The sequence below is a fragment of the Rhodoferax sp. genome, assembly GCF_023700745.1.
Lineage (GTDB): Bacteria > Pseudomonadota > Gammaproteobacteria > Burkholderiales > Burkholderiaceae_C > Rhodoferax.
The window spans coordinates 83,216-97,591 of the sequence record NZ_JAMPYG010000006.1 but is presented as its reverse complement, the minus strand read 5'-3'; the positions used below and the strand labels follow the sequence as shown (position 1 = coordinate 97,591).

The following is a 14,376-nucleotide window of genomic DNA, read 5'->3' as shown; positions in this document are numbered from 1 at the left end:
CTGTGCGATTCTGGGCTGGGTGGCTCAGTCGTAACGCAAGGTCCAGATCAGATCGACGGCGCTTTGCTCGCCGGTCTGGGCGCGCAGTGTCAGGCGCCGGGACAGATCATAAAAAATGGTGAAAACACCCATGGTACCCGCCAGGCCGTTTTCATAAGCCACGTAAAAATCCTTGCTGAGCCGTTTTCCGATCGTGACCGTGGCGCCCGAGGCGGTGTCGCGGCCATTGCTGCCACTGAAGCTCAAGTCATCCAGCCCCAGCGCCTGCGTCAGGCTGGCACTCGGTCCCTGGCCGCTGCCACCGAGCAAGGCCAGCGCCGCCTGCTGCAGCAAGGCGGCCTCACCACCACGGCCGCTGGCAGAGCGGCCCAGCACCAGCCAGGCCAGTTTTTCGGCCTCCGGCAGGTCAGGTTCGGCGTACAGCCGCACGATGGGAGACAGTGCCGTGCCATTCACCTGCACCCCCACCCGCTGGCTGAGTTGGGGGCGAATCGCCAGAATGTCCAGCATCGGGTTATCGACCGCGCCGACAAAACGGACGATGCCGTGCTCAATATCCAGACGCTGGCCATAAGCCCGGTAGGTGCCGCGCACCGTGCGCACCGTACCGGTCAGGTTGGGACGTTCCCTGTCAATGGCGTGCAGCGACAGCTTGCCGGCGAGCCGGGTGTCCAGGCCGCGGCCCCGCATCTGAAAGTCGGGGCCGAGATCAAGTTCGATGAGCAAGTCGGTCACAAGGTGCGGGTCCGGGCTGGCGGTTTTGTCCGGTGCGACAGGTGTTTGTACCTTGGCTGTCTTGCCACGCACCAGCACATCATCACTGAGTTGTGGCGCGCTGTCATCGGGCAGCATGATCAGTGCCTGGTCGGCGGCCAAATTGCCACGCAGTGTCAAGCGGGAATCCCTCAACTGGGTCGCCAATTTGCCAGAGACCACCAGGCGCCGGTCGGACCGGTTGCTCAGGCGCAAGGCTTTGGCTTGTACATCCAGTGCCATCGACAGGTGCGACAAAAAATCGGCTTCGGTCTTGCTGGCCAGCCAGAACACCGAGCCGGTCATCGTCAGTTCGCCACCGCTCCCCGCTGAGGTGGCAGCGCCCTGCAAGGTGAATTCTTCAATGTCCATTTGTTGCCCATGCAGCCGGGCGCTGAGTCTGCCCTGGCTGAAGTCGATGCCGTCCACCACCGAACGCACCGCCAGGTCACGCGCTTGCAAGCGGCCATCCCATTGGGGCAAGGCCAGGGTGCCGGAGAGCGTGATGTTGGCATCCATGGTGCCGCGCAGGCGCCAGCCGGGTGGTGCCAATACCGACCAGGCGTCCACGGGGGGCATCTGGATCTGCAGGCTGCCGCCAATCGGTACCTGCTGGTCCAGGCGCCAGCCGTTACCCTGCGGCTGGAGTTGGGTACTGAAGGCCATCAATGCCTTACCGGCACGCACGCTGTCCCAGCGCAGGCTGCTCGACAGGGCGCCGGCGTCGAGGTTGATTTCCAGCCGGGCTTCGCGCATGCCGGCGGGTAAGGCATCCTGGCGGTTTTGATCGGCGCGCAGGCGCAGGTCGCCCGAGATCCGCTCCAGCGTGGCGCTCAGGTGCAAGGCATCGGTTTGCCTGGCCTCCCAGCTGCCGCCAAGAATCAGATCGCTGCTCAAACCCAGGTCGGCCATGGTCTTGTCGCTCAGGGCTTCGAGCCAGGCCAGCGGCAGGTGGCTGATCCGGCCCTGGCTGTACCACTGTGCTTGGGAGCTGGATTGTTTTGCGGCCTGGGCCAGCGGCTGTGACCAGCGCATGGGCTGCCAGCTCAGGCGGGCCTCTTCTGGCTGAGGACCTTGCAGCCGGGCACTACCGGCCGACAAGGTCAGGGTGTGCTCCAGGCTGCTGGTTAGCCAGTCCAGCATCACGGGCGGGTTGTTGCCGGTGTCCGCCTGCAATGTCCAAAGTCCTGGCTGCTTGCCGTCCCTGGCCGTGAGTTTGAGTTGATCCAGGCTGCCTTGCCAGTGGCCAGCCTTGCGCCATCCGGCCCTGGCTTGCGCTTGCCAATCCAACTGGCGAACGCCGATGTCGGCACGGCCCTGGGTGCGCAATGTCAGGGCGGGCAGGGTGCCAGACAGGTCAGCCTCAAGCCCAAGCAGCCGCCCCTCGTCGGGTGTAGCCCCTTGGCTGGCTGGATTGCTGCGCCAGACCAGTTGTGGCGCACGCAGTCTGGCATCCATGAACAGGGTTCGCCCCTGCTGTTGCCAACCACCTTGCCAGCGGGCATCGAGACGGGCCGCCCCACCCAGGCGGGTGTCCGGCAAGGCGCTGGCCACCGCCGGCCAGCGCTTGAGCCATTGGCTGGCCAGGCTGGCATCCGTCATGTTGATCGCCAGTGTGCCTTGGCCTTCCTGGCTGGCCAGGCGGCCGTCCAGGTCGGCCCTCAGGCCGGGCAGGTTCAAGGCCAATTTGCCTTGCGTCGCCCGTGTGTCCTGGTGGTAGGCGAGACTGCCCTCAAGGTGCGCGTCCTGCGCATCAATGGTGAGCGCGCTCAGGGTCAAATGGGGGGCTGCCCACACGCCTTGCGCTTGCAGGTGTTGCAACTGCAGGGCGTGCAGACGGGTCGCGAGCTGGCTGGCTTTGCCTGATTTGCCCTTGCTGGGGGCTGCTGCCAACTGCGCTTTGAAGGCAATGCCCTTGGAGGTTTGCTCGGCCTGCAGCTCGCCGCTTATGGTCGCATTGGCCAGCCGCGAGTCGATGGCACCGGGATTGAGCTTGTTCAGGCTGGTCTTGCCTTGCCACTGGCCGGCCTTGAATTGGCCTGCACCTGTGATGCTGCCGCCAGCGCCCTCGGCATGGACGGATTGCAGTGCCCATTGACCATGGTCATAGGTCAAACTGGCCTGCAAGCTGTCAAACGGCAGGCGTTGCTGGTTCCATGGGCCGGGTCGGGCGTTGGCTAGTTTGATCAGGCCCTGCCAGGCCGCGGCGTGCGGTGTCACGCTGGCCTCGCCGCTGAGCTGGGTTTGCGGCGCCTGAGGCCACAGTGCCGCCAGATCCAGCGCTTGCCAGCGGGCCTGGGCTTGGGTCAGGGGCTGGGCCTGCCAGGGACTGATTTGTGCAGACACCTCGGCGTGCATGGCTTCTGAGGAGGCGGGCCGCGCAGTCGGACCAGCGGCTGCCTCCGGGTTCAAGCTGGCCTGCAAGGCCAGCGCCGCATCCGGCCCGTCCAGCTCGCCCGTGATCTGGGCCGTCGCCGCGACCAGCAAGGGCTGCGGGCTGGATGGCAGGGTGGTTTGCACCAACCCCTGGACTTGCAGCGTCAGTGCCATCGGAGCGGTCGCCTGCAATTGGCCGCTGAGTTGGTAATTTCCGGCCGAAACCAGGCTGCGCCCCTGTTCCAGGGTGTGGTTTTGACCGTCAAACCGGTAGTGACCGCTGACCCCGGTGATCTGCAGCGTGGTGCTGCCGGTCCAGTTGAGGCTGGCGACTTTGAACGGCACATCCACGTTGATTGGCAGACGCAAATCGGTGGGTGGCGTGGGGGGGCCGGCGTTGGCACTGGGGCGCTGGTCGTCAACGGTCAGGGCCGCGATGCTAAGCTCGCTCAGGCGCAGTTGTTTGTTGAGCAGGGGGGCCAGTGTCCAGGCGATGCCAATGTCCTGCATTTCCACACTGAGCGCGCCGCTTCGCCAGCGCAGCCAGTCGATGTGACCGCCCGCGCGCAGCGAACCCTGCACACCCTTGGCCTCCAGCGTTTGTCCGGCCGGCAAGAAACGCTGCAAGCGCGTCAGCAGGGTCGCGAGCGAGTCGCTGGCGCCGCTCCATAGCCACAGTGCCGCCGTCAGCGCCAGCATGGTCAGCAGTGACGCGGCCAGTAGTTTCAGACCCAGGCGCAGGGCGTTCATCAGAAGGTAAAGCCCAGGTTCATGTGCAAACGCAAACGCTGAACATCGACACCGTAAGCCAGGTCAATCTGCAGCGGTCCGACCGGGCTTTTCCAGCGTGCGCCGACACCCACGCCGACCTTGGCTGTGAGCTCGGCTGGCTTGTTGGCCACGGCCCCGGCGTCCACAAACACTGTGCTTTCCCAGTCGCTCGGCTTGCCATCGAGCCGGATCGGGCGCTGCCACTCCAAGCTGCCCGTAGCCAGGTAACGCCCTGCGGTGATGCTGCCGTCGGCCAACGTCACACCGATGTCATTGAAGCCATAGCCGCGCACGCTGTTGTCACCACCCGCCAAAAACAACTGGGTACTGGGCAGGTTGATGCCGTCTTTGGCGATCACGGCGCCCGCCATGGCGCGCATTGCCAGGCGGCCAGCGCTGGCGCGGGTGCTGCCTTCCTGGCCCAGTCCCCAAAACCCCTGCCAGCGGGTCAGCAAGCGGGTGTAGGCCTGGCGCTCGCTGCCCAGAGTGGTGCCCCCGCCCACCTCGGCGCCCCAACCCCAGCCGCTTGATGGGAAAGGCAGGCTGTCGTAGTTGCGCACGGTAAAGGCGTAGTTGGCGCTCAGGGACTGGGCGATGACGGGTTGTGTGGTGTCGGTGTCCACTGTTTCGGCGCGGTCGTACTGGACATACAGGTTGCGATCGATGCGTTCATTATTTTGCTTGCGCCCGCCACGCAAACGCTGGCTGGTGACATCCAGTGTGCCCAATTGCTGGTTTTGCAGCAAACCAGAGACCGCCCAGCGCCAATTGGATGGGTCGGGTGGGGCGCTCAACTCGCTGCCGATGGCGCGGGTTTCACGGTCCAGTTGCAGCTTGCTTTGCGCACGCCAGCCGATGCCGGGTACTTTGTGGTGGGTGTGCTCTGCCGACAGCCGTGGCCCGCTGTCGGTGCTGGCACCGATACCGAGCACCAGTTTTTGCAGCCGGGCTTCGCGCAGTTTCACCTGCACCGGGGCCGCATCCGGGTTGGCACTGGTGTCCAGAGAAACAAAGGCCGAGTCAAAGTAGCCGCTGTCGGACAGGCGTTGCTGGGCCGCCACCAGCTCGGCCTGGCTGTAATCGTCCCCCAGGCTGAGACGGGCAAGGCGTTGCACCAGCGCCATGTCATAACGCTGCAAACCCTCAATGCTCAGTTCCCCCATGCGATAGGCAGGACCGGAGTCCAGCGTGAGCTGCAAGTGCGCCTGTCGGGTTTCGGGGTCAATCTCGGCCAGCGAGGCGCCGATGCGCCCGGCCGGGAAACGCAGCGTGGTGAGTTGGCGCAGGGCTTGTTGCTTGGCCGCATCCCAGGCATTCTGGGTGAAGCGGCTGCCTGCGCGCAGTGACCAACTGTCCTGGATCTGCTCGCGCTGGGCGGTGGCCAGCGCGTCGCTGGCAATGGCACCGGTAAATTGAATCGTGACTTGTTCGATGCGCGTGGCTGCACCGGGTGTAACCGTGATGTTGACCACCCGCGTACCGGCAACAGCCGTTTCGACCGCCATGGCGATGACCGGCGAAAAATAGCCCAGCGTGCCGAGCAGCCGGCGTGCGTCCCCCTGTGCCTGGCGCATCAGGCGCGCCAGTTCGTCATCGCTCAGGTCGGTCAGCTCGCGGTAGCGCTGCAGTTCCAGGTGGCGCGTGAGCAGATCCTTGATGTCATCTGGTGCCTCAATATTGAGCACAAAGGCCGGCCTGACCCGCATGTCGCTGGGTTCCGTCAGCGCCGGTTCTGCGGCCACGACCCAAGGTAACAACAGCATCAGGGCGACGGTCAGACAACAGCGCTTCATTTGCTCAGCAGTCGCATGCTGTCTTCCAGCCCCTTGAGGGTGAGCGGGAACATGCGCTGGCTCATGAGTTGCTGCACGATGCTGATGCTCTGGCGGTATTGCCACACGCCCTGCGGTTCAGGGTTGATCCAGGCAAAGCGGGGGAAGGCGCTGGTCAGGCGTCCCAGCCACTCGACACCGGCCTCTTCGTTGTTGTATTCGACGCTGCCACCGGGCTGCAAAATTTCATACGGGCTCATGGTGGCGTCGCCGATGAAGATCAGCTTGTAGTCCTTGTTGTATTTGCGGATGATGTCCCAGGTGGCAAATTTTTCGGCATAGCGGCGCCGGTTGTTTTTCCACATGAAGTCATAGACGCAGTTGTGGAAGTAATAAAACTCCAGGTGCTTGAACTCGGTTTTGGCGGCTGAAAACAGCTCTTCGACCCGCGCAATGTGCTCGTCCATGGTGCCGCCCACATCCATCAGCAGCAACACCTTGACGTTGTTGTGGCGCTCCGGCACCATTTTGATGTCAAGGTAGCCGGCATTGGCGGCCGTGGCGCGGATGGTGTCAGGCAGGTCCAGCTCTTCCACATGGCCTTCGCGGGCAAACTTGCGCAGGCGGCGCAGCGCCACCTTGATGTTGCGCGTGCCCAGCTCCTGGCTGTCGTCGTAATCCTTGTAGGCGCGCTGCTCCCACACCTTCACCGCGTTTTTGTTTTTACCGGCACCGCCAATGCGGATGCCTTGCGGGTTGTAGCCACCGTGGCCAAAGGGGCTGGTGCCGCCGGTGCCAATCCATTTGCTGCCGCCTTCGTGGCGTTCTTTCTGCTCTTCCAGCCGTTTTTTGAGCGTCTCCATGAGCTCGTCCCAGCCCATCTTTTCGATCGCGGCTTTTTCTTCGGGGCTCAGGTGCTTTTCCAGGGTCTGGCGCAGCCAGTCCAGCGGAACGTCCTGGGTGAAATCGGTCACCAACTCGATGCCCTTGAAGTAGGCAGAAAAAGCCTTGTCGAACTTGTCGTAATGCTTTTCGTCCTTGACCAGGGTGGCACGGGAAAGAAAATAAAAATCGTCAATCTTGTAGCCGATGGGGTTGTTGCTGTCGTCGTTGGACCGGGCCGTCTTGGGCCCGACCACACCGAGTTTCAGCGCTTCGAGCAGGGTCAGGAATTCCTTGACCGAAACCGGTAGTTTGGCTGCGCGCAGGGTGTAAAAGAAGTCGATCAGCATGGGACGTCAGGGGCGTGGTTTATCCAGCAGGTACTGCAACTGTGCCCGGACCTCGGGCCATTCGCCAGCCCGCAGGCTGTACATCACGGTGTCGCGGATGGTGCCGTCGCGGCGCAGGGCGTGGCCACGGATGATGCCATCTTTTTTGGCACCGAGTCGTTCGATGGCGGCTTGGCTGGCAAAGTTGAAGTTGTCGGTGCGCCAGCCCACCACGTGGCAGCCCAGCGTATCAAACGCGTGCGTCAGCAACAGCATCTTGCAGGTGCTGTTGACGTGCGTGCGCTGTACGCTTTTGGCATACCAGGTGTAGCCGATTTCGACACGTTTGACAGCGGGAATGATGTCGTGGTAGCTGGTGCAACCCAGTACTTTGCCGGTGCCGGTCTCTGTGACAGCAAACGCAAAACGGTTGCCGGCCTCGCGCATGGCCAGCGCATCTTCGATGTATTGGCGGGTATTTTCTGGCTCGGGCACCGAGGTGACCCGAATGTTCCAGAGCTCGCCATCCGCTGCAGCCTGGCGCAGGCCGTCTTCGTGCACCAGGCTCAGAGGGCTCAGCGTGATGCCGTTTTGTGTCAGGGTGACCGGTTCGACAAAAGCCATGGTTTTCTCCATCTGTCATTTTTCAAGCAGAGGTGCCTTGGTATTGATGGGTCAGAGCGGTGAGCGGGACAGACCCACTGGGCGGCTGACGATTTCTGGTACCCCAGTATGAGGAAGCTGCCCAGTGGGCCTGCCGCGCGGGTGACGCACCCCATGTTCTTGGACTGTGTGTCCACTCGCAGGCTCCGAGGGCTTTACCATGGGCAACACCACTTACCGATTGCGGCTCTGCATGAACACCAGTTTTTCAAACAGGGTCACGTCCTGTTCGTTTTTCAGCAACGCGCCGACCAGCGGTGGCACCGCCACCTTGTCGTCCTGGGTTTGCAGGGCCGACAGCGGAATGTCCTGCGCCAGCAGCAGCTTGAGCCAGTCGAGCAACTCGCTGGTGGACGGTTTCTTTTTCAGGCCCGGCAAGTTGCGCACGTCAAAAAAGGTTTTCATGGCGGCACTCAGCAACTCGGCCTTGAGGCCGGGGAAGTGCACGTCCACAATCTGCTTCATGGTCGCCGCGTCGGGGAACCTGATGTAGTGGAAAAAGCAGCGCCGCAAAAAAGCGTCGGGCAGTTCCTTTTCGTTGTTGGACGTGATGAAGACCAGCGGGCGATGCTTGGCCCGGACGAGTTCGCGGGTTTCGTAGCAGTAAAACTCCATGCGGTCGATTTCGCGCAACAGGTCGTTGGGGAATTCAATGTCGGCCTTGTCGATCTCGTCAATCAGCAGGGCGACCGGTTGCTCGGCGGTAAAGGCTTGCCACAGCACGCCTTTGACGATGTAGTTGTGGATGTTTTTGACGCGTTCGCCGCCGTCCACATCGGCCAGTTGCGAGTCGCGCAAACGGCTGACCGCATCGTATTCGTACAAACCCTGCTGCGCCTTGGTGGTGGATTTGATGTGCCATTGCAGCAAGGGCACATTCAGTGCGGTGGCCACCTCTTCGGCCAGCATGGTTTTGCCGGTGCCGGGTTCGCCTTTGACGAGCAACGGGCGTTGCAAGGTGATGGCTGCGTTCACCGACAGCATCAGGTCGTCCGTGGCGACATAGTTGTGGGTACCTTGGAATTTCAGGGTATTTTTCATTGACATTTAGCAATTTAAGAAATGCACTTTGTACAAGCTGCCATGGCATACAAGGCTACCACATCGGGTTTCCAGAGGTACACAAGGTTGGCAAAATCCCCGGCCAGGGCGCAGGCGTCACCTCGCCTGGCGAAATGCAGGTGGTGCAGTGCAACCGTATCAAATAACCAGCTTAACGGCAAACTTCAATCGCGGGTGGCGTGGCGCTGCACGCACGCCACATAAGCATTGCCGTCGGGCGATTGGCCGTTGCGCTGGCTGTCCCAAAGCATTTGTCCCAGACATTCCATGGCGACGTGATGCGCATCGTGCAGCGAGTCACGCCGGTGCGTGAGCAATTCAACCGCTTGGCGGATGCCGCGTGGCTGGTCAATGCTGCATTGTTCGGTGATTGACAAGTGCATCGACAAATGCAGAAAGCAACTGGTTTGGCCTTTTTCTTCCTGATCCAGTGCGGCCAGTGCCGCCTCCACATTGGCGAGTTCACCGTGGTACTCGGGGTGTTCGTCAATCCACAGACTGGCGATAGTTTCAATGGCTTCCATGGTCTGGCCCGACTGGGCTTTGGCATATACAGCGCAAAAAAATCGGCGGACATCGGCTTTGGATGGGTTGAACATGGAGGTTGTCGGTGTCAAGGTTAAAAACAAGCCAGATTGTCGCGTCAAGCCAGTCCTGGCATCTGCGGGGCTGAACAAGTCCTAAGTCTTTCCTAAGTTATCCCTAAGCGCGGGCTAAGTTTGACCCGGTACAGTCACTCGCAGTTGGTTTCGAGCCAACACAACAACCCACGAATTAACCATCGTCATTGAAAGGATTCATCATGAAATCAAGCATTACCGCTCTCTGCCTCGCTGCCGGCCTGTTCGCCACTGGCCTGACATTTGCTGCTGCTCCTGCAGCTTCTGCAGCAGCTCCAGCAACCCCTGCCGTTAAAGCCGAGCCAGCTACCAAGGCCACGCCAGCAACGCCTGCAACGCCAGCTGCCAAGGCTGCTCCCGCAGCTACGACCGATGCCGTGACCGCACCTGCCAAGAAAGAAGTGAAAAAACATGCCGCGAAAAAGGCTGCCAAGAAAGCCTCTTCTGCTTCCTAAGCACTGAACCCGTCGGGGTCAGTTCCGGACGAACGACAAGGGCCGCGCAATTTGCGCGGCCCTTGTCGTTCCTGGGTCGTGATAAGCTGAATGCCGTTTTAAAAACAGGTATTGACAATGCGTGTGTTGCTGGTTGAAGACGATCCCCTGATCGGCGAAGCGGTCCGTGTTGGTCTGGCCCGGATGGGCATTACTGTCGACTGGGTGCGTGATGGCAAACTTGGCTTGCAGTGCGCCCGCAGCGAGCCCTTTGATGCCATGGTGCTTGACCTTGGCCTGCCAGGGCGCGATGGCATGCAGGTACTGAGGGATTTGCGTGCAGACGGTTACAAGCAGCCGATTCTGGTGGTGACGGCGCGTGATGCGCTGGCTGATCGCGTGGCGGGTCTGGACGCGGGAGCGGATGACTACATTCTCAAGCCCTTCGAAATTGAAGAACTGGCGGCACGACTGCGCTCCACTGTTCGGAGCCGCTCTGGTCAGTCCGATCCGGTGTTGCGCAGTGGCGCCATCGCCTTGCACCCCGATACCAAAATGGTGACCAAGGATGGCGTTGCGGTTAACTTGTCAGCGCGGGAATTGGCCTTGCTTGAGCTCCTGATGCGTCGTCCTGGCATACCCATGTCGCGGGCAAATCTCGAGGAGCGCTTGCTGGGATGGGGCGAAGAAGTGTCCAGCAATGCCCTGGAGGTGAATATTTACAACCTGCGGCGCAAACTGGGCGCGACATGCATTCTCAACATTCGGGGTGTCGGCTATTTCGTGGCGAAGGACAGTTAGCCGTGTACTCGCTGGAAGCCCGTCTCAAGCGCCGCCTGCTGGTGGGGGTGTTACTGGTCAGCGTCGTGCTGGGTATTGCGGTGCGTACCGAAGTCAATCGGCAGCAACGCGAAATGCTGGACTACCAGTTGGAGCAGGTGGCGCGCGCCATGCTCCTGAGCGATTTGCAGGACCTGCAAGCCTGGGATGACGACCCGGCCCTGCACCTCGACATGCAGATATGGGATCGCGCCGGCAACCGACTTTACCGATCCAGCACACAAATCGGCCTGGGCGCCGATACCCGCCCTGGATTTTCTGTTTTGCCGAGTGGTCCGCAAGCGGATGCGGTGATCCTCAGGGTGTTCACACTGAAAGGCACTGAACGTACCATCCAGGTCATGCACTCCCGGGAACTGCGCAGGGCGCTCAGTCGTGATGCCGAGCTCCAGGTGCTGTTGCCAACGCTGCTGGCCATGCTCTTTGTTGCCATCATGGTGGGGGCAACCATCAGGAAGGGGCTTGAACCCATTCGTGAGCTGGACGAGGAACTCAGCCAGCGTGATGTTGCATCGCTTCAACCCGTCAGTTTGGTGCATGCGCCGGTCGAACTCGACAGGGTGGTTCGCACGTTCAACCGCTTGTTGCTGCAACTCGATGCCAGCATACAAGCCCACAAACGTTTCATTGCCAATGCGGCGCACGAATTGCGTACCCCCATCACCGCCTTGCGTCTGGAAGTCGACAATCTGGCCCACGGAGAAGATCCGGTGCAGGTCAAGGGGGCTGTCCGGCGACTGACAATAGGGGTTCACAGGGCGCAGCGTTTATTGCAGCAAATGCTGACCCTGGCGCGCCTGGAGGCGAGAACCAATTCGCGACCCTGGACATCAGTCGATCTGGTCGGTCTGGCTCAGGAGTCCATGATGGATCTGTCCGTGCTGGGTAGCCAGCGCGGAATCGAGTTCGCCTTTGAAGCGAGCGGTTCGACCGTGGTGCAGGGCGATCCAGACGATCTGCGCCTGCTGCTTGATAACCTGCTTGGCAATGCACTGAAATTTTCACCGCCAAATACGTCAGTGGAGTTGAGCATTCATCAGCAGGGCGATGCTGTCATCCTGCTGCTGCGCGATCACGGCCGGGGCATTGCACCCGCACTGCGCGAGCGGGTGCTCATGCCTTTTGTGCGGTCAAACCCGGCGATCGAGGGGTCTGGTTTGGGTCTGACCATCGTATTTGAGGTGATCCAGAGTCACGGCGCCACCTTGCAGCTGGAGGATCCGCCTGAGGGTCAGGGCCTGCAAGTGCGTGTCAGCTTTGGTGTGAACCGTCCGGTGCTGCAGACCGAGAATCAAAAAAATCAAGCTTGATTGATTCTGAATCGGCACGGGCTTTTTGCTCAATCAACTTGCCAGGCCGGTAATTGCCAGTTACGCCACACGGCCAAACCCCGCAGGCCGGCTGTGATCGTGACGCAGGCCACCAAGGCCAACCAACCCGGCGCGCCCAGTAGCCACAGGCCCACGTAGACCCAGCCGCCGGCAAAAGCGCAGACCGCATAGGGGCGGTGGTCGCTGAACGCTGTCGGAATTTCGTTGCAGACAATGTCACGCAACACACCGCCGAAGACCCCGGTGATCAGGCCCATCAACACCGCCACCAGGGCCGGCATGCCACTCAGCAAAGCTTGGTGCACGCCGGTGGCGGTAAATAGCCCCAGCCCCAGTGCGTCGGGCCACTCGATGGCTTTGCGCGTGAGTTCAAAATGGTGGCGCCGCATGAACAGCATGGCGAGGGCACACAAGGCCAGCACCCCCCATAGCATTTCCGTGTGCCGTACCCAGAAAAACGGCCGAACATCGAGCAACAAGTCGCGCAATGTGCCGCCGCCAAATGCGGCCAGAAAGCCCACCACGCACACGCCCACGGCGTCCAGGCGCTTATGTGCTGCTTTCAAAACCCCCGACAAGGCGAACGCAGCAGTACCGCTGATCTCCACCAGAAGTCGCAGGGTTTGACCCCACAGTTGAATGTTGTCAATGTTCGCGCTGTTCATTCACGGATTGTCACACCATGTTTTTGACAGGGATCAGGCTGCCGTTAGCTGCCTTGTGATGGCTCTTCAGACGTCCAGATTGTCAATCAGGCGGGTGCTGCCGATGCGCGCTGCGCCCAGCACCACCAGGCCATTGCTGTTTGCCAATCTGGCAATTTCAGCTTCCACAGGCACCTGCAAATCAACACTCCGGCGCACCGCCAGGTAGTCAGGCTGCCAGCCGCGTGCACCCAAACCGGCCATGGCTTCCTGCTCCAGGCTGGTGATGTCCGTGTTGCCGCCACGCAGGGCTTGCGCCATAGCTGTGAGGGCGATTGACAGTTGCACGGCTTCCAGCCGGTCCGCTGGTTTGAGGTAATTGTTGCGTGAGGACAGCGCCAGGCCGTCGGCTGCGCGCAGGGTGGTGCCGCCAATGACCTCGATGGGCAAGGCAAACTGACGTACCATGCGCTGGATCACCATGAGTTGCTGGTAATCCTTTTTGCCGAACAGCGCGACCCGTGGTCCGACGCAGGCAAATAGTTTCATCACCACGGTGCAAACACCGACGAAAAACCCCGGCCTGAAATGGCCTTCGAGGATGTTGGCGATCTCTGAAGGCGGCTGGATGGTGAAGCCCTGGGGTTCCGGGTAAAGCTCTTTTTCGCTGGGCGCAAACACCATATCACAGCCGGCCGCTTCCAGCGCCTCGCAATCGGCTTCCCAGGTGCGCGGGTAGGTGTCAAAGTCCTCGTGCGGCAGGAACTGCAGGCGGTTGACAAAAATACTGACCACCACCACGTCACCCAGTGGTTTTGCCTGGCGCACCAGCGCCAGATGGCCATCGTGCAGGTTGCCCATGGTGGGCACAAAAGCGGGATGTTTGAAGCTGGCCAGGTGCGCGCGCAGTTCGGAGATGGTGTGGAGGATATGCATACAAAATCTACCAGGCGTGCTGTGCGTTGTCGGGGAAACTGCCATTCTTGACGGCAGCAACATAAGCCTGCATGGCTTCCTTGATGCCGTGCTGGCCTTGCACGCCTGGCAGGTCGGTCATGAAATTGCGTACAAATTTGGGCATCTTGCCCAGATTCAGCCCCAGCATGTCGTGCAGCACCAGCACCTGTCCCGCCGTGCCGTTGCCGGCACCAATGCCAATGGTCGGGCAATGCGACAATTCCGCGGTGAGTTCGGCCGACAATGCAGCCGGTACCATTTCAAGTACCAGCAGGGAGGCGCCGGCATCCTGCAATGCATGCGCGTGGCGCTTCAGGATGGCGGCAGATTCAACCGTTTTGCCCTGTACCCGGTAGCCGCCCAGGGCGTGTACGGTTTGTGGTGTCAGACCCAGATGGGCACAGACCGGAATACCGCGTTCGACCAGAAAATGCACGATGTCGGTGGTCCAGCCGCCGCCCTCCAGCTTGACCATGTGGGCGCCGGCCTGCATCAGCACAGCGGCACTGCGCAGTGCTTGTTCCCTGGACTCCAGGTAAGTGCCATAGGGCAGGTCGCCAATGATCCAGGCTGTGCCCTGCACCCGGCGCACGCCGCGTGTCACGCTTTCGACGTGGTAGCGCATGGTTTCCAGCGTCACCCCCACCGTGCTGCTCAAACCCTGGCACACCATGCCCAGCGAATCACCGACCAGAATGCAGTCGACACCGGCGGCATCGGCGATCGCGGCAAAGGTGGCATCGTAGGCCGTGAGCATGGCGATTTTTTCACCGCGGGCGTGCATTTCCAGCAAGCGCGGCAAGCTCACCGGTTTGCGCAGGGCTGGGTTGCTGGCAGGAGGCAGGGTGCCGTAGGGCGAAGCGCTTTGCGTGGCAGGCTGGTTCATCGGGTGATCCCCCAAAAAAATGTGGCGCGAGTCTAACGCAGACCCGGGCTTTTGAA

12 protein-coding genes are annotated in these 14,376 nt (G+C 61.3%); 3 read left to right on the top strand and 9 right to left on the bottom strand.

The window, feature by feature from the left end; translation table 11 throughout:
- Nucleotides 1-24 precede the first annotated feature (24 nt).
- The 6 genes from NDJ10_RS07305 to NDJ10_RS07280 all read right to left on the bottom strand — a co-directional run bounded on the left by NDJ10_RS07305 (nt 25) and on the right by NDJ10_RS07280 (nt 9,207).
- On the bottom strand, nt 25-3,879 hold the full coding sequence (locus NDJ10_RS07305; protein WP_296160635.1) for a translocation/assembly module TamB domain-containing protein: 3,855 nt from the start codon (nt 3,877-3,879) through the stop codon (nt 25-27).
- On the bottom strand, nt 3,879-5,693 hold the full coding sequence (locus NDJ10_RS07300; RefSeq protein ID WP_296160634.1) for an autotransporter assembly complex family protein: 1,815 nt from the start codon (nt 5,691-5,693) through the stop codon (nt 3,879-3,881). The genes NDJ10_RS07305 and NDJ10_RS07300 overlap by 1 nt, the downstream gene beginning before the upstream one ends.
- Nucleotides 5,690-6,904, bottom strand: a complete 1,215-nt coding sequence (locus NDJ10_RS07295; protein WP_296160632.1) for a VWA domain-containing protein — start codon at nt 6,902-6,904, stop codon at nt 5,690-5,692. Before NDJ10_RS07295 ends, NDJ10_RS07300 begins: the two co-directional genes overlap by 4 nt.
- Nucleotides 6,905-6,910: 6 nt before the next feature.
- Nucleotides 6,911-7,507 (bottom strand): GNAT family protein, encoded by a 597-nt coding sequence (locus NDJ10_RS07290; RefSeq protein ID WP_296160630.1) that lies wholly within the window; start codon nt 7,505-7,507, stop codon nt 6,911-6,913.
- A gap of 213 nt (nt 7,508-7,720) precedes the next feature.
- Entirely contained in the window at nt 7,721-8,575 is an 855-nt protein-coding gene (locus tag NDJ10_RS07285) for a MoxR family ATPase (RefSeq protein WP_296160750.1), read from the bottom strand.
- Between the two features lie 197 nt (nt 8,576-8,772).
- Entirely contained in the window at nt 8,773-9,207 is a 435-nt protein-coding gene (locus tag NDJ10_RS07280; RefSeq protein WP_296160629.1) for a DUF1841 family protein, read from the bottom strand.
- A gap of 203 nt (nt 9,208-9,410) precedes the next feature.
- On the opposite strand from NDJ10_RS07280, the gene NDJ10_RS07275 reads away from it, so the two are divergent.
- From NDJ10_RS07275 to NDJ10_RS07265, 3 genes are all read left to right on the top strand, one after another.
- Entirely contained in the window at nt 9,411-9,683 is a 273-nt protein-coding gene (locus tag NDJ10_RS07275) for a hypothetical protein (RefSeq protein WP_296160626.1), read from the top strand.
- Between the two features lie 117 nt (nt 9,684-9,800).
- A complete protein-coding gene (locus NDJ10_RS07270; protein ID WP_296160623.1) occupies nt 9,801-10,463 on the top strand; it encodes a response regulator in 663 nt (220 codons plus the stop codon).
- A gap of 2 nt (nt 10,464-10,465) precedes the next feature.
- On the top strand, nt 10,466-11,812 hold the full coding sequence (locus tag NDJ10_RS07265; RefSeq protein ID WP_296160619.1) for a HAMP domain-containing sensor histidine kinase: 1,347 nt from the start codon (nt 10,466-10,468) through the stop codon (nt 11,810-11,812).
- Between the two features lie 29 nt (nt 11,813-11,841).
- Here the strand turns inward: NDJ10_RS07265 and NDJ10_RS07260 are convergent, their stop codons facing one another.
- From NDJ10_RS07260 to panB, 3 genes are all read right to left on the bottom strand, one after another.
- Nucleotides 11,842-12,498: a trimeric intracellular cation channel family protein gene (locus NDJ10_RS07260; RefSeq protein ID WP_296160617.1), complete on the bottom strand. Its 657-nt coding sequence runs from the start codon at nt 12,496-12,498 to the stop codon at nt 11,842-11,844.
- 66 nt (nt 12,499-12,564) lie between these two features.
- Complete coding sequence (gene panC, locus NDJ10_RS07255; RefSeq protein ID WP_296160616.1) at nt 12,565-13,413, bottom strand: pantoate--beta-alanine ligase; 849 nt, start codon at nt 13,411-13,413, stop codon at nt 12,565-12,567.
- 7 nt (nt 13,414-13,420) lie between these two features.
- The gene (gene panB, locus NDJ10_RS07250; RefSeq protein WP_296160613.1) at nt 13,421-14,320 is read right to left on the bottom strand and encodes a 3-methyl-2-oxobutanoate hydroxymethyltransferase; all 900 of its coding nucleotides are present in this window, start codon (nt 14,318-14,320) and stop codon (nt 13,421-13,423) included.
- Nucleotides 14,321-14,376: the final 56 nt, after the last annotated feature.